Consider the following 22,448-nt stretch of genomic DNA (forward strand, 5'->3'; position numbering starts at 1 on the left):
TCCTTACTCAATATTTTCAAGAATCACTTTAGATAATTTATCAATACCCATCGGAATCGGTACATATGCTTGTGGTGGAATGTTAACAATTGGTTTATTGTATTTCTTCGCACTCTTCTCTAAGCTGTCAAAATACATTTTGGTTTGCGGGCTGACTAGGTATAAATCATACTCGTCTTTCGCGATTGTATTTGCTCCTTGAGACTGAGAAGTTGCATCTACTTGGATCTCCTTACCATTTCCTTGTAAACTTTCTGTTGTTTTTTTAGCAATTACTGATGATGACATTCCTCCGGCACAGATAATTAATGCTTTTTTCATCGTTTGTTCCTCCCTATTCGTTTTATTTTTTTATCCTTCTAATTTAAGTTTAACGTAATTTAAAATTGTATCGAGTTCGTTTTTTTTATAAAATTTCACCATTTGAGGCAATAACTTTTTTGAACCAATCAAATGAATCTTTTTTACTGCGTTCTAAGGTGCCATTTCCTTCGTTATCTCGATCGACATAAATGAATCCGTAACGTTTTTTCATCTCGCCGGTTCCAGCTGAAATCAAATCGATACATCCCCAAGGGGTATAGCCCATTAGATCCACACCATCCTCTACAACGGCCTTCTTCATTTCGTTGATATGGTCGCAGAAATAGTCGATTCGATAAGTATCATGAACACTGCCGTCTGCTTCTTTTTCATCGATTGCACCAAAGCCGTTTTCGACGATAAATAATGGCAAACGATAATGGTCAGTGAACCAATTCAATGCATAACGCAAACCTTCAGGATCGATCTGCCAGCCCCAATCGGAGATACCGATGTATTCATTTCGCACAAAGTCCTCTTGTTCATGGTAATCGTAGTAAATATTGTCCTCTTTATGTGTGATTGCAAAGGACATGTAATAACTAAAACCGATATAATCGACTGTTCCTTTTTCTAATTCTGCTAAATCTTCAGATGTTATATCTAAATCATAACCTTTTCTAGCAAAGTATGTCATCATATAACCCGGATAAGTGCCATGCACATGAACATCTGTGAAATAATAACGTTTTTCCATGGCCTTTTGCGCCATCAAGACATCTGATGGTTTGCACGTCGCTGGATAGATTGGACACATAGCGATCATACAGCCAATTTCAAAATCTGGATTGATCGCTTTTCCGATCTGAACTGCTTTAGCACTAGCCACTAACTCATAATGGGCTGCCTGGTACATGATCTGCTCGCGATCGTCCCCTTCTTTATAGGCGATCCCTGAATTCGTAAATGGGAAAAATTGATCATTGTAATTGGCCTGGTTATTGATCTCGTTAAAGGTCATCCAATATTTGACTTTGTCTTTGTAGCGCGTAAAACAAACTTCCGCAAACTTAACAAAAAAATCAATTACCTTACGATTGGCAAATCCGCCATACTCGGTTACTAAATGATACGGCAATTCAAAATGAGAAAGTGTGACCACTGGTTCGATACCATACTTCAGACATTCGTCAAATAGATCATCATAAAATTTTAAGCCGGCTTCATTAGGAACTTCTTCATCACCTTTAGGGAAAATTCTCGTCCAAGCAATTGATGTTCGAAAACATTTAAAACCCATTTCAGCAAAAAGCGCGATGTCTTCTTTGTAGCGATGATAAAAATCGATTCCCTCGTGATTTGGGTAATACTCTCCTTCAAGAACACCCTCAGTGATCCTTCGTGAAATACCCGGACCACCAACTGTCATCACGTCTGCAACACTCGTTCCTTTACCATCTTCCTGCCAAGCTCCCTCAAGCTGATGCGCAGCTACTGCACCTCCCCACAAAAAGTCTTTAGGAAATCCTGCCATAAATTTACCATCCTTTCTTTTTCTATCTTCATCATACGAGATAGCGTTTACATTTAGAACACAGACAATTGCCACAACGTTGTGGCAATTTATTGGTTCCTCTATTTTATATAGAAGAAAGGTGCCCAGATTGCGAAAATTGCACAGCAAAAAACATCTAAGGCAGCGTGTCAAACTACCTTAGATGTTGCTATGCAGAAGCCCTCAAGACAAACAAAAAAGCTAGCAACAACGGTTGCTAGCTCATATAATTATTTATATTTTTTCTTCAAATACAAGTAGAATGGAATTCCCAGTGCAGTGATTACGATACCCACCATTGCTAATTGGAATTGGTTGATCAATGTCATCACTAAGATGAATACACCACCAATGATTGCGATGATTGGAATAATTGGGTAAAGCGGCACTTTGTAAGGACGAACCAAATCTGGTTCTGTTTTTCTTAATTTAATAACCGCGATAAATACTAACGTATAGAAGATCCAGATAACGAATACTAACATATCTGTTAACATATCGAATCCGCCGACCATCATCATACCAATAGCGATCACTAATTCTAAGATACCAGCGATATAAGGGATTTGGTTTTTGTTTAATTTTACTAGCTTGTCAGAGAATGGTAATTGTTTTTCAAGCCCCATTGTGTAAGGAAGACGCATACCAGTCATTGTATAGCCATTGATTGTTCCATATACAGAGATTAGAATACCGATTGTTACTAATTTCCCGCCCATGCCGCCAAAGATTTTTCCAGCAACATCCATAGCAGCATTTTCGTTTCCTGCTAATGCAGAGATATCTAATGTGCGCAAGAAAGCAAATTGAACTAATAAATACACAGCCATGATTCCTAAGATCCCGCCAGCGATGGCACGAGGCAAGTCGCGTGCTGGATTTTTCAATTCTCCAGCGATATTCCCAACGTGGATCCAGCCATCATAAGCGAACATTGTTGCTAATAGACCAGCACCTAATGCTGAAGCAAATCCGCCAACTTGTGTACCAGCTTGGACTGGGAACAAACTAACAGATACATCGCCTTGACGGATTAAACCGAAAATAACGATTAATGCTAAAGGAACTAATTTACAGACTAAAGTGATTGATTGGAACATTCCGCCGGCCTTTGAGCCTAGGAAGTTGATTAACATGATTGATGCTGCTGCTACGATCGCGATTGGGATAATCGCTGCATCGCTCATACCGAATAAGTTCTTGAACTGAGTGGCAAAAATAATTGCTAAAGCGGCGACGTTTGCTGGGAAGTAAATAACTACTTGTGCCCAACCAAGTAAGAAACTCCAAAATTCTCCGTAAGCGCGTTCGATATAGCGTAACATACCACCAGTTTCTGGAATTGCTGCTGCTAATTCCGCACCAGTAAGACCCGCACAGACACTGATCAAACCACCTAAAAACCAAGAGAGCATGTGTAAGCTGGTCGATCCTGTTACTGCAGCGACACTTGCTGCTTTAAAGAAGACCCCTGCACCAATTACAGTACCCATTACTGTCGAAAGGGCCGGGAAAAACGTCATTGTTCGTTTCAGTTCACCTTCATTTGAACCGACAACATCATGTTCGTTGACTGCCATAATTTTTCCTCCTTGTTGTGAAGCGACTGTTTGTTCACTTCTTAACTTGACTTGCAAAACAAATAATTGAAGTTATTAGATAAAAGAAATAGAACAAAAAATTGCGATATAACAACTATTTAGTAACTTCACCTATTTGCTCGGACATTATTTTAACATGGAGAAAGAAAAAGGGAAACGTTATTTTAAACATTTCCTTTTTTCTTATTTCCTCCTCATGTTACGTTAAGAAATACTTCTAATTTTATGAATTAACTTTCCCAAAAGAGACTTTAGTTTCGATTCCTTCTGCCTTAAATTTTGCTGATAATCTTTCTAACATTTCGTCAGTCATTTTATCTAAATCAAAACTTGGACTGAAGTCCCATTCTTTGCGAGCATCGCTGTCATCAATTGAGTTTGGCCAAGAATTTGCAATTCCTTGACGTGCAGGATCCACATCATAGCTCAATTTGAAATCAGGAATACGGCGACGAATAGATGCAGCAATTTGTTCTGGTTCAAAAGACATTGCAGTGATATTGAATGAATTGCGGTGTTCTAAACGACTAGCATCCGCGTTCATTAATTTCACGATTCCTTCGATTGCATCATCCATATACATCATATCCATGTAAGTTCCTTTTTCGATGAATGAGGTATAAGATTTGTTTTTCAATGCTTCGTAATAAATGTCTACAGCGTAATCTGTTGTACCGCCGCCAGGTTCTACTTTATATGAGATCAAGCCTGGGAAACGTACGGAACGAGTGTCTACACCATATTTTGTATGGTAGTAATTTTCCAATAGTTCACCAGAAACTTTAGTTACACCATACATAGTAGTTGGGTGCATCACTGTATCTTGCGGTGTGTTGTCTGGTTCTGCATCTGGTCCATAGGCTGCGATAGAAGATGGTGCAAAGAATTTAGTTTCAGGTCCAATTTCACGTGCTACTTCTAGAGCGTTCATTAAACCAGTCATATTCAAGTTCCAAGCAAATGCTGGACGTTTTTCAGCTGTAGCAGAAAGCAATGCAGCTAAATGAATGACAGTATCAACTTCGTAACGTTTAGCAATATCTAAGAATTGATCGTAGTTTGTTACATCTAATTCTTCAAATTGTCCATTTTCAACAACTGGGCTGCCTTCAATCGTACGAATATCGGTAGAGATAACATTTTTAACACCTAGATCTTTACGTAATCTCTCAGTTAATTCAGATCCAATTTGTCCTAATGATCCTGTAATCAATACTTTTTTCATGACTTTGTCGTCCTCTCTCTGTTCCTCTTTTTTTATTTGATGATTCCTAATTCTTTACCGACTGTTTCATAAACCTTGATTGCATCGTCTAGCATTTCTTTTGTATGACCAGCATTTGGCATGTTACGTACACGGCCAGTTCCTAATGGTACTGTTGGGAAAACAATTGGTTTCACGTAAACGCCGTTTTCAATCAATTTTTTAGAGAACTCTTGTGCTAATCTTTCATCACCAACAATAACTGGTGTGATTGGTGTTTCTGCATGACCGATATCATAACCGATACGTTTTAATTCAGCCTTGAAGTAATTTGCATTGTCCCAAAGTTTTTCAACATATTCAGGATGATTTTCAATCAAATCAATTGCTTCGATACAAGCTCCAGCTGCCCCAGGTGTTAATGAAGTTGAGAACAAGAATGGACGAGCTTGAGATTTCAACCATGTAATCAGTTGTTTTGTACCTGCTACATAACCGCCGACAACACCGATACCTTTTGATAAAGTACCCATTTGGAAATCAATATGATCTTGCATACCAAAATGTTTAACTGTTCCGCGGCCTTTACCCATTACACCAGTTCCATGAGCGTCATCCACGTAAGTGATAACATTGTATTTTTCACAAATTTCAACGATTTCAGGAATTTTAGCAACGTCGCCGTCCATTGAGAACACACCGTCTGTAATGTACATTACTTTGTTGTATTCGCCACTTTCAGTTGCTGCTTTTGCTTTAGCTTCCAAATCTTCCATATCTTGGTGGTTTATACGAATAATTTTCGCACCGGATAAACGGCAGCCATCAATAATAGAAGCGTGGTTTAATTCATCTGAAAGAATTGCATCGCCTTTTTTCATTACAGCTGAAATGGCACCCATGTTACAGTTGAAACCTGATTGGAATGCAATTGCTGCTTCAGTTCCTTTGAACTCAGCGATTTTTTCTTCTAATTTTTGGTGAATGTCTAATGTTCCATTGATTGTACGAACCGCACCAGCACCAGCACCGTAATGTTTCGTTGCTGCCACGTCTGCTTCAATCAATTCTGGGCGAGTAGCAAATCCTAAGTAGTTATTAGAAGCTAAGTTGATCATTTTCTTATCATTAACTGTGATGATAGGACCATTGCTTCCTTCCAAAACGTCAATTGTGTTGAACAACCCTTTTTCTTTTAAATCTGCCAAGTTCGTTTCTAGAAATTGGTCAAGAACCTTTGAACTCATAACTATTCCCTCCATACTGATTATTGCGCAATTAAGGCTGTTATTTTTCTGCTTTTAAAAAGTGAATAGCATACTTATTTTTTTGCGCTTTTGTATTTTACATGCTTAGTTTATCCACATTTGACAACGTTTACAACTTATAGCCTCGACAATTCCTTGAATTATAATAGAAGTTAGAATCTTTCTAATCGATTTTATTTAATAATTGATTATTTACTTTTTGGGTTAAATTTACGGAAACTGTTTATCCAAATTTAGCGTTGAAATTTAAAGTATGCGCTTTCACAAAGGCTGATGATAAAAGAATAAAAAAGCTTTTGATTCTATAAAAACAGTTATCTGACAGCCCTGCTAACATCAAACCGTAAGATCTTTTACTCACAATGGATAATTCTTTGTATCTGTGTGGAACAAAATAGAGAATTTAAATAGGGAAATAAAATTCTAATCATTTTCAAATAAAAAGCGTTATCATTTTCATATAAATCTACAATTTCATTTTTTTTACTCGATTTTTATAAAAAAGGAGCGAATTTCTATAAAAAAAAGAAGAGTCGTTCCTCAAAAAAAAATTATCTGTTCTGATCCATCTTCTTCTTCGATAACTTCCCTCCTGATTTTTAAGCGTTTTCTTTTTGTCGTTTTTTTATTATTCTCATGTTGATTTTAGGAATAACAAAAAGGATGCACCAATAGAATTGGTACACCCTTCCTATAAATTGCTATTATACTCTTCTTTTTCTAAAAGCTAATCCAACCGATCCAATAACTATTGTACCTACTATCATTAGAGTAGTAGACATCGTCGTTTTCTCACCGGTTCGTGGTAAAAGTTTATTGCTGCTTTCTTGTTTTGTATTTGGTAAAGTTCCTGTTCTCGTATAGGTATTGGTACCGACATGAGCTGTGCTCGTTTGTCCGCCAGCAGTGTTGCCGCCTGCTTCAGAGCCGCCACCAGTTCCTTGGTTATTCTCCTTTACATATACGTAAGTAATTATCTGCTCTTTAGCTTGATAATTTCCTTTCACGTTTTTCGGTGTTTCTTTCAACTTCCAGCCATCAATTGTCTTCGCTTCAGTTTCATATGCGTCGCCAATTTTTCCAACTTTCTGTTCAGCTGGGGCCAACTCATTTCCTGATTCGTCCACGTAACGTATAGTAATTGTTCCTTTATTGCTATAAATATAAGTAACGACTTGTGGTTCAGAAGTATATTTACCTGTTGGGTTGCCTAAAACTTCCTTAAATCGATAGTCTTTAAACTCTTTCTTTGCAGTCTCATATTCCGTACCTACATCACCGCTCATCGTGATCGATTTAGCTAATGATTCCCCAGAATCACTGATATAATTTACGATCACATTGCCCGACACTTTACGATAGACTACGGTAATTTCTTGCGTTCCTTCTATATAAGTACCAGTAGTAAAACCTTTGACTTCTTTAATTACATAATTTTCAATTGATTTATTCAACTGGTTTAGCGGGATCAACGTTCCAACAGGTTTTACCTCAGAAAAATCATCCGCTAGTTTTGTTCCCTTTTCGTCTTGATAGTGAATGATTACCTCTCCTGATTTAGCAGGCTCGTCATTCTTCTTGTAAATATAAGTAACTTTAGTGATTCCAGCTATATACTGGCCTGTTTCGGCACCGTTGATTTCTTTAAGGCTGTATCCTTCGATCTCTTTTTTATTCGTAGTATATGTTTCTCCGACCGCATCCATTGATACTTCACTATTTTGGAGTGGATGGCCTGTTTCATCTTGATATTCTACGATCAGAACACCTTTTTCAATGCCAGTCCCTTTCTTCTCATAAATCAACGTGACTTCTTGATCCTGAGTCTGATATTTCCCACTAACATTGCTTGGAATTCCCTTTAGCGCATACTCATCAAAAGATTTCACTTCAGCTGAGTAGTAATCGTCAACATCGCCTGTCAGCTCCACATCTGGACATAAAGGAGTTTGATCTTCTGTTTGATAATGGACGGTAACCTTTCCTTGTTGAGCAGGATTCTTAGTATAAATATAGATCACTTGTGTAATCCCGGCCGCATATTTACCTGCCTCATTACCATTTACTTCTTTAAATGTATAACCGTCAATATTTTTTTGAACGGTCGTATAATCACTGCCGATTTCTCCCATGGAGACCTCATCACCAGCTAAAGGTTTCCCAGACTCATCTTGATACTGAGCTAAGACGATGCCTTTTTCTTTGGCAACTTTTGTATAGATCAACGTGATTTCTTTCGGTTCATCACTGAAAATACCCGTAATCGAATCCCCATCTTTCACCCCAGAAAAAGCATAGTCATCAATTTGCTTGATTTGTGCATGATAGGATTCTCCCAGACTCCCCGTCAAGGTTTCATCTGGACTGATTTGAACCAGCTGCTTGTCTTCATCATAAGTCATATAGTGAACGATGACAGGTTCTGATTTTTTCCAAACGGCATAGAGTGTCTCGTTGCCTTTTGGTATTGTCATCGTTTGTCCAGCTGCCAAATTATCGTCAGGATCCTTGGCATCCTTATCTTTAGACCAGCCTGCAAATTGATAACTTTCCCGCGTAGCCTTCAACTCTGTACCTGCTGGAATCGTTTGGTTCAACTCTTTATAGCCAACTTGATAATAAGTTTCTGGTTGCGTTCCTTCATAATAAATCGTACCCTCATATTTGGAAAGTTCTGTTCCTAAATCAAAGATACCGCCATTACTATCATACTTGATCCAATCAATTTCAACTGAACCAATATCAGCTTTCGCAGTTCTCGGCAAACCGCGTTGATCCTCGTTCACATCTCTCAAATTTTCAACTTGATCATCTGCTAGTTTTTCTGGTGCGATCGGGACCGTTGGTAAAATGATCGCATCGTCAGAAGTTCCCGCCTTGATTTTATTATAGTTTTCCACTAAACCAACAGGTGCTGTACCAAAGGCATCTGCCATTGTCACTGAAGTTGCCGTGCCATTATCATAACCAAGATTGGATTCAATATTACCAGCACCATCGATTTTGGAATCCGCAATATTATTTTTACTAGCGGTACGAGCTTTATTCCCTGCAAATAAATTATTGGCATAGCGGCCAGCAGAAAGGTTCGTAACGTAACCAGAACTACCAATGGCCCCGCCATCATAGGCTGCTGTGTTCTCAACAAAACTATTGTTTATGTAATCAACAACCGCTTTTCTGCCTTCAGTGATGCCGCCATTCGCATAAATTTGAATAGCACCGCCGTTATTTGATGACAAATCTTGCCCTAAAGCTTTATTTTGATAAAAAGTATTATTCTTAAAAGTAGCAGCACTCGAAATATTGTCATTCGTTTGAATTAAGATCGCTCCGCCGTCATCACCGGCAATATTTCCAACAAATGAATTGCCATCAAATAGAATATCTGTGCCGTTTACTGTATTGAAAAAGGCAATGGCTCCGCCGTCAGCCAGTTTGGCCTTGCCGCCGCCAGATACATCTTCTACAGATTTGTTGCCTTCGAAATAATTATTCTTGAAAGTGAACTTGGCCGAAGCGCTTGGCTGGAAGAAATAGATCGCTCCGCCTTCTCCCCCCACATTTCCCGTTCCAGCTTGCAATGTCTCGTTGGCAATAAATTTTGAATTGTATGCTTTAAAATTAGATGAGTACCCTTTACATGCGATCGCACCTCCAGAGTATCCCGATGCGTTATTTACATTATTCGAGAACGTACAATTATTGAGCGTTGTATTCCCCGCTGTATAAAAGGCACTGCCATCGTCATAAGATCGAAAATTATTAACCTTTGTATTTTCTAAAATGAATTCTCCTTTATAGCCAGAAACAACTAGTGCCCGAGCAGAATTACCTAATCCTTCCAAATTGAAATTTTTAAGTTTTAGGATTGAACTCGTTGTTCCCGTCCCACCGCCATAAGAAAATAATTGTTTTCCCGCAGTAGATTGAAGCGCCTTGCCGCCACCATCAACCTCCACTTGATAAGGCGATTCATTAAATGCAATCGTTGCACCAATATCTGTTGGAAAAGAATCTCCCAAAATTACTTTTCGGTCTTCTGGAGCATTTTTCACTGCATCCTGAAGATCAGTTATTGTATTCACGGTTACTTCATCCGCAAGAGCTGTTTGCCCTGTTGCTCCAAATAAAAGAGCACCACAAAAAAGACCAAATAAAAGAACAGCGTAATTCCTTTTCATTTTTACCATCTCATTTTCCCCCTCTATAAAAAACTTTAGTTATTTTATAAACAAGCATTCTTATTCCTTTTTTAACTAAAGAAACTAAATAGGATTATTTCCAACTTACTTATAATCTTGCTTTCTTTCCAAAATTTAATAAAATTCATTTAGGCTATATTTTTTTATTAATTATGAATTATTTATAATTTATAAGTTAACTTACTTCAACTGTTTTTCTAAAAAAATCCTTAAAATATATAAAAGTTTTCCTGTAAGCTGAACTTTTTAGCTTTTATTAGCTGCTATCTTCAACAATAAAAACAAATTTAATTTAGGATTATAAAAAAAGACAAATCAGGCTTAAATCCCTAAATACGAGATTTAAAGCTTGATTTGTCTACAGTTCTTAACTCATCGAAATAATATATGCCTTATGCTTTAATCAATAATTAGACAGTTTAATGACTTACTATATTCAAGTACAACTGTCTTTGCGATTTCTTGATCGATTTTCCCTTCTTCTTCTAACTGATTGATCAATTTCACAACAGTATCATTGTCTTTTCTTTCATTTACCTGAATTTTTTGAATTAGTTTATCCAACTTTTTTCGAATTGTTGGATAGCTGGTTGAATATTTCCCAGCTAATTCTTTAATTGATCCTGAAGCTAATAAGAAGTTTTTTACGAATTTAATTTCTTCATCATTCAATTCTAAAAACCAGCGCGGAATGTTTTCATTTTCCATTTTGTACCTCATTTCTTTCTACCATTATTTTCGAACTATATTTGTCTTTCTCATCAATGCTATACTCCCGATAATCAATAGAACACCGCACCAGATAAGCAAATAATTACTTGAGTTCCCTGTCTTAGGCAATTCTTTTTTACTTGATTCAGATGCCTCGTTTACAGAATAATTCCGAACCGATGCATTTCCTGCCTTAGCTCCGTTACCTCCAGCCGGTGTATTCGGTGTACCATTTCCGCCTATTTTACCTTTGGAATCATTTGTTGGTTCCTTTTTATCACTATTTTCTGAAGAATCTACAGTTGAACTGCTAGTTCCGCCTGTGCCGCTAGATGATGGTTTCGTTGAACTACTTTCTTCTGTACTGCTGGATGATGGCTTCGTTGAACTGCTTTCTTCTGTACTTGATGAAGATGGTTTCGTTGAACTACTTTCTTCTGTGCTACTTGATGATGGTTTCGTTGAACTGCTTTCTTCCGTGCTACTTGAAGATGGTTTCGTTGAACTACTTTCTTCTGTGCTACTTGAAGATGGTTTCGTTGAACTACTCTCTTCCGTGCTGCTTGATGATTCTTCAGTTGAACTACTTTCTTCTGTACTACTTGAAGATGGTTTCGTCGAGCTGCTCTCTTCCGTACTTGATGAAGATGGTTTCGTTGAACTACTTTCTTCTGTGCTGCTTGATGATTCCTCAGTCGAACTATTTTCTTCTGTACTACTTGAAGATGGTTTTGTCGAACTACTCTCTTCTGTGCTACTTGAAGATGGTTTCGTTGAACTACTTTCTTCCGTACTTGATGAAGATGGCTTCGTTGAACTACTTTCTTCTGTACTGCTGGATGAAGGTTTCGTCGAGCTACTCTCTTCCGTACTACTTGATGATGGTTTTGTCGAGCTGCTCTCTTCCGTACTTGATGAAGATGGCTTTGTTGAACTACTTTCTTCCGTGCTGCTTGATGATTCTTCAGTCGAACTGCTTTCTTCTGTACTGCTTGATGATTCTTCAGTCGAACTACTTTCTTCTGTACTGCTCGATGATTCCTCAGTTGAACTACTTTCTTCCGCGCTGCTTGATGATTCTTCAGTTGAACTACTTTCTTCTGTACTGCTTGTTGGCGGTGTGATTTCGCCGTTGTATTCGTGTGCACCGATATCTGTCTGTCCGTCGGCTAGCGCATTTCCGAAATAATCGTATCCCCCATTGTCAGCAAGTGATGTTCCTGCATTGATTGCTGGTGACGCCGAGGTTAATTGATACCCCGTTACGCTATTCATTCCATTTCCACCAGTTCCTGGAGCTGTCATTACTTGTCCTTCAACTGCTTCTTCTTCGGTTGCACCTCGTTCATGCTGAGGTTCACCAGGAATTGAGATGGCATTATAAGCTCCCGTTAATTCTACAGACGGACTCTTAACGATGATCGGATTTTCTTCATTATTAGGCAGATTAGTATAACCATAATAAAGATTGTGATCATATTTAACCGTTGCCGGATGTTCATCCCCATAATGGGCGGGTTGCCAATATGGTGTCGTATTTGTTCCTTCATTATAGAAGAGATTATTCTTCATTCGTACATAGCCTGGTTCTTCTTGGCTCATCACCGTGACATCCAAACCTCCGCCCGTATAGAACGTATTGTTATAAACATTAGCGGTCTCTTCCTCTGAAATTCCCGGATAACGAGGATCGTTGTAATCTGGATTCAAACTATTCGAAACAAGGAAAAGATGTTTTCGGTCATTCTGACTGATGTTATAGCGGATCAAACTATCGAAATTTTTTGGTGAACAAATCAGCATAAATCCGCCTTCATTGTCATGGCTATAATTGTATTGATAGATCGTTCCAGTACCAGAATCGCAATCAAAGGCTTCGCCATCATAGTTGTCGACAGTATTGAACGCTTCGTTGTATTGGAAATTCGGGAAGTAGCACAGCCATGGCCAGATCCCTGCGTTCACTTGCCAAGTTCCATTCTCTTTACTGGTTAAATCCCATTTTGAGTGACTAAAACTCGCCGTGTCTGATACGTTATACTGAATCAGTGGTTTGTAACAAAATTGTGGAACGATCGCGTCACCGCCGCTTTGCTTCACATAATTATTTTCAATCAAAATATCTGTATGTCCATATTGCTGGATCTTACTCTCTTCAATCGTCGTCGCTTCATTTTCAGGAGTAATTATATCCCCATAAACGGTCGCCCCAACAGAGATCCCTGTACGCGTCACATTTTCAACCTGACAATTAGTCACTGAGATATTGTGGAAGCGCGTGACTTCACCGGCGGGTGTTCCTGTAACAGTGAAGAAGATTCCCCCATTGCCGATGTCCTTGGCATTCCAACTGCCATTCACATCACTGACATCTAGATTATCTACATGAATGTCTTGCGTTAAACCATTATTTTTGGCTAATACATAAAGTCCAACACGATCTTTATTGGACATCTCATTCATATCCTCACCCGGACCGATATTAGTGATCGCCAAATCTCGAATCGTCCAGTGGCTCGCGTTGTATAAAGTAACTGTCGAATAAATATCCTTCTTCTCCATTTGATCGACATAACCTTTACCATTACCATTGATCGCTGCTTTGCCGCCAGCATCACCGTAACTTTCTAAAATAATCGGCGCGCCTTCTGCTCCTTCACCATTCGCTTCTCCATCCAATACAAGCGTATCTTCAAACACACTGTCTTCATGCAGACGGATCGTATCCCCCGGTTCGAATTTTGTTTTTTCTAATTTGTCTAAAGTGGCCCATGCCTGATCTGGCGAGGAGCCTGTGTTATTATCACTTCCGTCATTAGCATTTACATAATAAACTGCTCCGGCAGCTTCTGTTTTTTCCGGTAAGATTCCAAAAAGCATTGGAATAACCAGTGTCAGTAATCCTACGACTGACCATATCTGATTCTTTTTCATTCATTTCTCCCTATTTAACTTCCACTTCTGCCTGCTTCACCCATTTTTTCACTTTTGCCTGATAGTGATCTTTTTCTAATTTCAAGACAATTTTTTCCTTGACCGTTTCAAAAGATTGAAGCTCACCTGCTTGGTCTGATAAGCAATAATAACTCCATGACTTGTCGGCATTTTCAAACATGCCGCTCCAGTTACCTGTTTTCAGATCATTTACTACAGATAATTCAACTTCTCGATATTTTATCCAATCTCGTAAAGTCGTCTCGTTCAAAGAAACGGATTCAGCATCAACATCTGAACGTTCCGTCAATTGCTCTTGTGTAACTGCTTCTTTGCGTAATTGTTCAATCGTCGTTTGTTTACCAGACACACGATACAGTTCCTTCGCATTGATCTCTTTAAATTCTGATTGATGCTTCTTATAGTAGCTTCGAGCCATTCTAGCGGTGATTTCTTGAGCCTCTTTCTTCTCTAGTTCATTGACAGCCAAACTTAGAGAGTAGCGATAGAAGGTCCTTTCATCATACTTTCTTAACCCATACACGACTTGGTTCTCTTTGATTTTTTGCTCGTTTTCCTGATTGATCTTGTCCAATTCGCGCTTCAATGATTTATAATCTAAAATCACATCGATTTTTTGTTTTTCTGCTTGCTGTAGCTGTACTTTTTCTTCAACAATCTTTTGCTGCAAAGCTCTTTCACTTAACCGTGGATTGCTTTTTTGATAAAAACTATATTCATCCTCTGTCATTTTCTGGCCGTTGATTCTCATGATCCATTGACTATTCCACCAGCTAAGTCCTAAAATCAGCAAAATAACCCCGAACAGTAAAATAATGATCGGTCTTTTTAGTTTTGCCTTCATATACCACTCCTGAAAACAGAGATTTGATCCTTATCCTTGATGACGATTTTTTTCGTTTTTGGTTTTAATGAAAAATAAGACGCTTTGAGTTTCTTCACTTTTGTTTGTGCAAAGACAGCTGTATCCTCTGAGAATTTTAAACCGTAAGTCTTGCCCGGAATTTTTGAGAACGCCACTTTCCCTGTTTCATCTGACAATGCCACTACGGGTTTCCCTTCACTTATGATTGGATTTTTTCCACGCTTGCCTGACAAATAAACTGGCTGACCTACGATCGGTTGCTCCGTGTTTTGATCCAATAAATAGAAGATAAGCTGATACTCTCTACGCCCAATCAGTGCGGTTCGAATGATCCGATAAAAAATCCAAACAATCAATAAGCTACCAAGAATCATCGCCGTCAGCATGACTATTTGCTTAAGTTTTTTTCGATCATCTACCTTGTCCTTTTTCTTTGCCATTGCTTTGGTATAAGGAACTCGATGACCACGAACCAGTAACCGATGGGAATTTACCCCGTATGGTGTACACGTCATCAGCGTCACATAATCCATCCCTTCAACAATCAAAAGATCCCTTGTCTCTGTTGGCTCGATCACTTTGATTTGGTCCACTTCATAAGCATGGGTTTCTTTTAATACTTCAAGATAAAATTGATCCTTCTTTTTCAATTTGGGCAAATCAGTGAACAGCTTCGACTGTTTTAATCCTCGGTGAGAAGAGATGACACTGTGAGAACCTGTTCCCCCGTTGATCGAAGAAGTCCCTTCTAAAACGGTGGCCCCTTTTGATAAGAAGAAATCATTCGTCACATCATAAATCGGAAGCTTTACATCAATTTTTGGAATAATGATTGTTCCAGTCGTGTGCTCTTGAACATAGGATTTCGATGGTTTCCTTTTCTTCTCTTTATTTCTGCGCTGCTGCGAGAAGGGTTCACCATCAGATCCGGGATTTTTTTCCTTCTGTGCTTTTTCGTCTTGTGCTTTCATTTGCTTCTGCAGCTTTTCAATCTCTGTTTTGTTCTTTTGAGAGGCTTCTTTTTGGTATCTTTCGACCGTTTTTTGGTCAATGTAATCATTGATTCCTTGGCTGACCAACGGATAAATCAGTAAAGCAAGCCCAAAAAGAAAGAAGAGCAGCATAACGAGTCGCTGGATCATCACGGCCAACGATTTTGATTTTTCTTTGCGCTTCGTCATAAAAACTCCCCTCCTTAATAACGACTGTTGTATTTTTTTTGAAAAAGGAAGACAGCAACGACTTTACAGTTCTTCGTTACTGTCTTCAAAAACCTTCGCTGCGAAACGTTTACGCTTCTTTACGTTGTGAACGTAGGTAAGCTACCCCTACGATTGCCATTACAGCAACCCCTGCTGCCATCATCAAGTAGATTCCTGAACCACCAGTTGAAGGTAAGCTGCCTTTTTGCTTATTAACAACTGTTTCCGCTGTACCTGTTGCCAATGGGTCGGTACTATCAAATGAATTTTGATTAACAATAAACTCCACACGACTTGCTAGTAATACATATTTGTCATTTGGTGCTTTTGTTTCTTCTAAATAATAGGTGCCATCTTTCAAACCTTTGATTGTTACATAACCTTGAGCATTTGAAGTGAATACTTTCGCATCCGTTTTGTTCGTTACCCAAGAAATTTCGCCATTCGTGTCAACTTTCAAATATTTCGCTGCATCGCTATCGCCGTCGCGTACAACAAATTCCGCTCCTGCCAATGCTTCGTTATCATTTGAACCATCAACCTTAACAAAGTTGTATCCGCCAGTATAAACTTCGCTACCGGTACCAGTATCTGTATCGTGATCCGTTTCAACTTTTGCTGTATTGTTCACTTCTGCACCCGGTGCGATTGTTTGCAATAACTCCATTTTGTAAGTCATCGTTAACGTCGCATTTGGTGCCATTGCCGCAATCCCCGCTGCGGTAAATTTCACTGTAAATTCACCAGGTGTTGCTTCATCCAGAGTATAGTGGGCGGGTGAAGCAAAGGTTGTCGTGCCATCAGTTAATACTAATGTCGTATTATCTAATTCTAAATGTGCCCCATGCGTATCTTTGATTTCATATTTAACATAGCGTGGTGCATCATTTACGCCATCACCATCTTTATCAATTTGATCTTTAATCCCATTTGGAATGACTGTTTCAACTTTATAGTCGATCTTATCGCCAACATTGACTGAACCGCCCGTATTAGTTTTCTTCACTTCAATATCATCGTTTTCGATAGCATTCGCACCTGCGAATGATTTTGATTTATTTGTTGCATCTAATGTAAATTGTTGGTTGATTGCCCCATTTTGGATCACATAACCATGAATGGTTGAAACCTCAGTCAAATAATAGGTGCCGTACAACAAACGATCTTCAGAGAACTTACCATCTGCATCTGTTTCAAATTCATACGCATCTGCCGAATTAGTTGACCAAGTTGGTGTTCCCGAACCATCAAATCCGCTTAAGTATTCCGTTCCACTGGCTTTATAAACACCGTTACGGTGAATCACGAATTTCACTTCTTCTAACGGTACTTTGTTGCCATCTTCATCCTTCAAATTAGAGATCTTTTCTACTTCGATGCCTGCTGTTTCAACAACGTTTTTAGGGTATAGGTGGATCGTATCTAATGTTGTATCGCTTGCGTTCTTTATTGGTAAAGCAACCACCATGTTGTCTGCTGTCGATACACCGGCCATTGGCGTTTCAACAATTACGTAGACAGCATTTTTGCCATTAACTTTAGCATCCACATCTGCAAAAGTCAGGTCACCGACTGTTCCAGTGGTCGCAGTGGTTTGCGTATCAACAGGTGTTTCAGAACTATAATTTTTTCCTTTAACTTCTGCCAAAGCTTCATCCATCGTATATTTTTCGGTAGTAGCTGGATTTATTGTATTTAGCAATGCATAAAAAGCGTCTGTCACATCGTAAATTTTGAATTCCACACCGCCAAAGCCGGCAGCTGAATTGAACTGTGTCATTTCTTCCCCAGTATTTTGAATCTCTGTTTGTGCACTGCTAAAACGTTTTTTGTGTAACTTGATATCCACCGTCGTTCCTGCTGCCTCCGCAGTTAACGAAGATCCAAGCCCTAAAGCAAGCGGTAAAACCATTGCAAGGCTCGCCATTAAAACCAATAATTTCTTTTTCAATTTCATTTCCTCCATTTATCTATTTAGTTGTTTCCTTGTTGCTGTTTTTTCTAATACCATACGTAGCAAAAACGATTAGCATCAATAAGAGTCCTAATAAACCAACATCTAACCTTCGATCCCCGGTACTTGGCAGCCGGCGGGAAAGACTTCCTGATACCTGGTTCGTGTTGCCAGCACCGCCAGTTGTCTGTTTGTTTCCGGTATCGGCCAGTTGATTCTTGGTTGATTTACTATTTACGACTTCTAGCAAACCAGTCGTTTCTCCAGCCACGTAGGTATTCTTTTCAATCTTGAAATCAATCGTTTTCTCCAAAAGACGGTAACCCTCTGGTGCGACGATCTCTTCTAATTGATAGTCGCCATAAGCCAACCCTTTCAATTCGAACAAGCCCTCCTGATTTGAAACCAGCCTCAGCAGTTCTTCGTCTTTTGCTGGGGTATCCGATTTTTTCCACTTATACTCCTTCGTTAAATAGAAGCCTGCTTGGTTCTTCACTAAAAAATTCGCAGCTTTTAATTTCAATTGATGATTATCCTTGTCGACTTTGACAAAGCGATAACCCCCTGTTAAAACTTCTTTCGACGAACTTTTTAGTTCCTCTTCCTTCAATGAATCGTGGTAGTGCAGAAAGGCTTGATTGTAAAAATCTGTATCTGCCGCGGCACCTTCCTTGATCTTCAATTGATAGAAAATTTTTATTTTTGTATCGCGGTAAGCCGCTAGCCCACTCGGAACAAAATCAACGACAAATCCATTATCTTTTGCTTTTACTTGATAATTAGCCGCAGCGATTGGCTGACCCTTTTGGTCGATGATTTTTACTGAACCAATATCCGCTAGCAAAGCAGCATCCGGTGTATCAATTACTTGAAAATACTGGTAGTTTCCAATTGCCGTTGGAACTGTTACCTGAATCTCGTAGTTGATGGCTTCACCATAAGTAAAATCAGAATGATCCTCTGCCAGCTGCTTGTTGATATCTGGCTTATTAGGTATTTCTAGCAAGCTGTCGTTTTTCGAATACACGTGGAGTACATCCGCTGATGTCTCATCATTTAGTTCATTAGACACAGGTAAATGCGTAATGATATTGTCGCTAGGTCCAGCCTGACTCACAGAAGAGGTCTCAATAAATAAGTAACTTGCGTCATGAGACTTATTTTTCTTAGCCAGCGCTAATTTCAATACACCATCGGTTGCCTCATTCTGTCCTTGTTTATTCGGAACATCCGTTGTTGCCGTCGTCCCTTTGGCAACGACCTCCATCCCTAATCGATTTGGTACTGCTTGACCAAGCTCTAATCCAGCGACTTCGGACTTGGCAACTCCTTTGGCCTGTTCTAATGCCTCTTCATGAGAAGTTGAATGCGTCCGAACAAAATGCGTAATGTCGACTACGGTGAACTCCGCGCCATTCACTCCTTGTTTTTCCGTCAGCATTCCCTGATTCGTTTGATCTGTTTTTGTTGCTTGTTTATGCAGATAAACGGTCTGAGCTTCTGCCGCTTCCGCTTGTTGAGAATCAAATAGATTCATGGTTAGAAAAATGAGTGATGCGAAACATGAGAGTACAATAGATAGTTTCTTCATATTAAGCACCCGCCTTTCTGCGATACTCAATGATTCCACCAATAAGGATCAGCAAGATAAGAAAGGCACTAGCCACAGTTACTTGTCGGGTTAATCCTTCGCCGCCAGTTTCTGGAAGTGGTACTTTTCCACGACGATTCTCTACCTGAATACTCATCGATTTCCCCGTATTGAACTGAACGTTGAATTGATTGGTTTCCGTTCCATCCTGATCTTTATAGGTCACTGCATAACCTGAATCATCAACCTCTTTCAGCTGATACGTCTCGCCTTCAGTCAAGATGTCAGTCCAATCAGTAATTTTTGTACTTTCATCATCTAGATCTTGATAGAAGACGATTGGCACATCGACATCTTTAGCCGTCACTTCGGCTTTACCGTGAGCAACAACTTGATTCTTACTATCCAATAATTGGAACTTGAATATCTCGCCTTCAAACACACCATCACCGACTACTTTTTTCTTGGCAGAAAAATCAAAAGTATTTTGATTCTCTGTATTCAGAGTGATTTTTTTGGACGTGTCATTGTAGACAACTTGAAACTCATTGTTCTTGTCGCCCGTTCCACCAGAGTAGATTGGCTGATAGTTTTGCGTATCCGTTTCAACTAGTTGATAGTTTTTGCCTTCGTGCAAAATTTTCGCCCAATCGGTGATCTTGTTCGCTACGCTGTAATCGCTAGTGGTAAAAAATTCAATGGCTTGATTCTTGCCTTTTTCATTGATCGTCACTTTTCCGTAAGCGACAACCGGCTTACCAGAACTTGAAAGATCCTTCAGCTCAAAAGCGTAAGTTTTGTTCGGTGTAAGCAAACCTGTTCCTTCCACTTTTTTATTGGCTTCAAAATCCAACGTATCTTGGTTGGTAACCGCAAAGCTGATTTTCCCGCCATTTTCATAATCGGCTGTGTAAGTGTTCCCCTCAACCGGGTCACCGCCAGAAGGATCTTTTGTATAATAGGTCACTTTATATCCCTGACTATCCACTTCGACTAATTCATATGTCACACCGTCTTCTAAAATGACCGTCTCTACACCATTGATGGTCATTTTTTTCCAATTTGTGATTTCTTCGGTGTACGTATTGTCTGTGTAAAAAGTGATCGGCTTATTCTTGTTTTTTCCATCAGTCGTCGTAATCGTTGTCTTACCATAAGCAACCACTGATCCATCACGTGTATCTCTCCTCAATTCAAACTCGAAATCTTTATCGGACGCCAGATTGCCGATTCCGATAATTTTCTTTTCGGCCTCCAGCTTGATTGGTTCCTGATTGATGATAATAAAATTCCAATGTCGATCGATCTTACTATCGTATTTAAATTGATTTGTTTTATTTCCGCTTGTATCTTGGATATGCACTTCATAACCATCCGCATCGACTTCTTCGATATAATACCAACGTCCGTCGACTAAAAAGTTACTCCAATGATTCGGATCAGATTCATTAACATTCTCTACTGGGATGGTATAGGCAGCGTCGCGATAGAAAACGACTTCGACCTCGATCCCTTTATGAGTAACCGCGGTTTTCGTTTTTCCATAAGCTACAACATTGTTATAACGGTCTCTGATTTTAAAGGTGAAGGTTTTTCCTTCTGAGAGCTCTTTCCCTTCATCACCTGAGACTTTTTTACGAACCTTCAAGAAGTCGGCTTTGACATCGCCCCAGATCGCTTCAAAATCCGATTCTCCGCGTGTATCCTCTGAATCATTGTCGTTATAGATAAATTTCAGATCGTTCGTGTATTTCCCCGAACCATACTCTGGTACATCCACATCAACGAAAAAAGCAACATCGTAAGCAATAATCGCTCCGTTCGAAGGACTTTTCTCACTTTTACCATAAATATCATGAAGCTGCTCTTTTTGTTTTGACGACAAAGATTCATCGGCATCGATTGCATCATGAATTCCTGCTTCACCAAACTCAGTAAAGTTTTCCCGCAAATCTTCATAATAATGATTCGATCCAGGAATTGTTCCGAAAGCAATCAAAACAGTCTCTGTCCCATCATCATGTTTGAATACCCCGTATGCTCGTTGTCCGCTATTTGCATCTGGGAAAGCTTGAATGTAATCTTGAAACTCCTGATAACTTCGACTGCCTTGTTCAAGTTTTACAAATGCATTCCCATTTCCTTCTTTTTCAATGACAAAGTCGGCAAAAGGAACCTTTTGTTTTTCACCTGAAATATTTGCTCCCAACTGACGATCTCCCATACGAGAACCTGCATCCTCTGTTGTGATGATGTAATTTGGTACAGTCACCCATAAGGAATTTTCTCTAAAATGTGTGCCGGGTGTTAAATGATCGACCAACAATCCATTAGCTTTGTCGACGATTTTCGTTTGTCCTTGATCCTTAGTGTAGTTGTCGAATGCCGCACCATAATCTTGGTAATTCGCCCGCATCGCCCAGGCAATTCCGTTTTCTCCATCTATTTGTTTTCCATCCTTATATAGGTACTTATTTTCATCCGGATAAGGCCGATCTTCCGGTGGATTGACGGTCGGATCTGGTGCTGGTGTAATTTCTAGGATTGGTCCTTCTCCATTTCCTCCACCATCAATATTTGTACCCGTTCTTCGAGCAATCGCCGTAAGATCTAGCACCCCTGCATATAATCTTTCTGCTTCGACTGCCGCATCACAAATGGTAAAAATCACTTTATTATCTTTGATTTCATATGTGAGATAAGGATCAGACGGATCATTCCCCAAAACCCCTTTCGTCCCAAGAAATTCAAACAAATATGTATCCGGTACACTTATTTCAAAGGTATCGCCTGCTTTGGTTCCTTCTGGTAAAGGATCGATCTCAAATTCCATATGGACCTTCAAGCGTTGACCAGTCTCCAATGAAGTGCCGCCGCCTGGGCTTTTTTCAGCTGTATAAGCGGTGATATTCAGACTGTCTTGCAGAGTCGTCGCTGCTAGATTTTTATCTGAATTCAAACCGAAAAATCCGATGATGTACGTACTGAGAATCAGCACTATCATTGAAAGAACTTTAATTCTATTCTTTTTCAT

General features: G+C 39.3%; 13 protein-coding genes. All 13 read right to left on the reverse strand.

What is annotated here, in order from left to right:
* Positions 1-3 precede the first annotated feature (3 nt).
* Positions 4-321: a PTS cellobiose transporter subunit IIB gene (locus tag I585_RS07860; protein WP_010742915.1), complete on the reverse strand. Its 318-nt coding sequence runs from the start codon at positions 319-321 to the stop codon at positions 4-6.
* Positions 322-406: 85 nt separating this feature from the next.
* Complete coding sequence (locus I585_RS07865) at positions 407-1,837, reverse strand: 6-phospho-beta-glucosidase (RefSeq protein ID WP_010742914.1); 1,431 nt, start codon at positions 1,835-1,837, stop codon at positions 407-409.
* Positions 1,838-2,088: 251 nt separating this feature from the next.
* Positions 2,089-3,438 (reverse strand): APC family permease, encoded by a 1,350-nt coding sequence (locus tag I585_RS07870; protein WP_010742913.1) that lies wholly within the window; start codon positions 3,436-3,438, stop codon positions 2,089-2,091.
* 244 nt (positions 3,439-3,682) lie between these two features.
* Entirely contained in the window at positions 3,683-4,684 is a 1,002-nt protein-coding gene (locus I585_RS07875; protein ID WP_010742912.1) for an NAD-dependent epimerase/dehydratase family protein, read from the reverse strand.
* Between the two features lie 32 nt (positions 4,685-4,716).
* On the reverse strand, positions 4,717-5,910 hold the full coding sequence (locus tag I585_RS07880; protein WP_010742911.1) for a glycine C-acetyltransferase: 1,194 nt from the start codon (positions 5,908-5,910) through the stop codon (positions 4,717-4,719).
* Between the two features lie 725 nt (positions 5,911-6,635).
* Positions 6,636-10,124, reverse strand: a complete 3,489-nt coding sequence (locus tag I585_RS07885; RefSeq protein ID WP_010742910.1) for a MucBP domain-containing protein — start codon at positions 10,122-10,124, stop codon at positions 6,636-6,638.
* A gap of 411 nt (positions 10,125-10,535) precedes the next feature.
* Positions 10,536-10,844, reverse strand: coding sequence for a DUF2089 family protein (locus tag I585_RS07890; protein ID WP_010742909.1), 309 nt, complete (start codon positions 10,842-10,844; stop codon positions 10,536-10,538).
* 24 nt (positions 10,845-10,868) lie between these two features.
* Positions 10,869-13,781, reverse strand: coding sequence for an LPXTG cell wall anchor domain-containing protein (locus I585_RS07895; protein ID WP_016249941.1), 2,913 nt, complete (start codon positions 13,779-13,781; stop codon positions 10,869-10,871).
* Between the two features lie 10 nt (positions 13,782-13,791).
* Complete coding sequence (locus I585_RS07900; RefSeq protein WP_010742906.1) at positions 13,792-14,646, reverse strand: hypothetical protein; 855 nt, start codon at positions 14,644-14,646, stop codon at positions 13,792-13,794.
* Positions 14,643-15,848: a class C sortase gene (locus I585_RS07905; protein WP_010742905.1), complete on the reverse strand. Its 1,206-nt coding sequence runs from the start codon at positions 15,846-15,848 to the stop codon at positions 14,643-14,645. Before I585_RS07905 ends, I585_RS07900 begins: the two co-directional genes overlap by 4 nt.
* 109 nt (positions 15,849-15,957) lie before the next feature.
* Positions 15,958-17,820 (reverse strand): SpaH/EbpB family LPXTG-anchored major pilin, encoded by a 1,863-nt coding sequence (locus I585_RS07910; RefSeq protein ID WP_010742904.1) that lies wholly within the window; start codon positions 17,818-17,820, stop codon positions 15,958-15,960.
* Positions 17,821-17,839: 19 nt separating this feature from the next.
* The gene (locus tag I585_RS07915; protein ID WP_010742903.1) at positions 17,840-19,414 is read right to left on the reverse strand and encodes a SpaH/EbpB family LPXTG-anchored major pilin; all 1,575 of its coding nucleotides are present in this window, start codon (positions 19,412-19,414) and stop codon (positions 17,840-17,842) included.
* A gap of 1 nt (position 19,415) precedes the next feature.
* Complete coding sequence (locus I585_RS07920) at positions 19,416-22,448, reverse strand: hypothetical protein (protein WP_010742902.1); 3,033 nt, start codon at positions 22,446-22,448, stop codon at positions 19,416-19,418.

Source organism: Enterococcus malodoratus ATCC 43197 (assembly GCF_000407185.1).
Classification (GTDB): Bacteria; Bacillota; Bacilli; order Lactobacillales; family Enterococcaceae; genus Enterococcus_A; species Enterococcus_A malodoratus.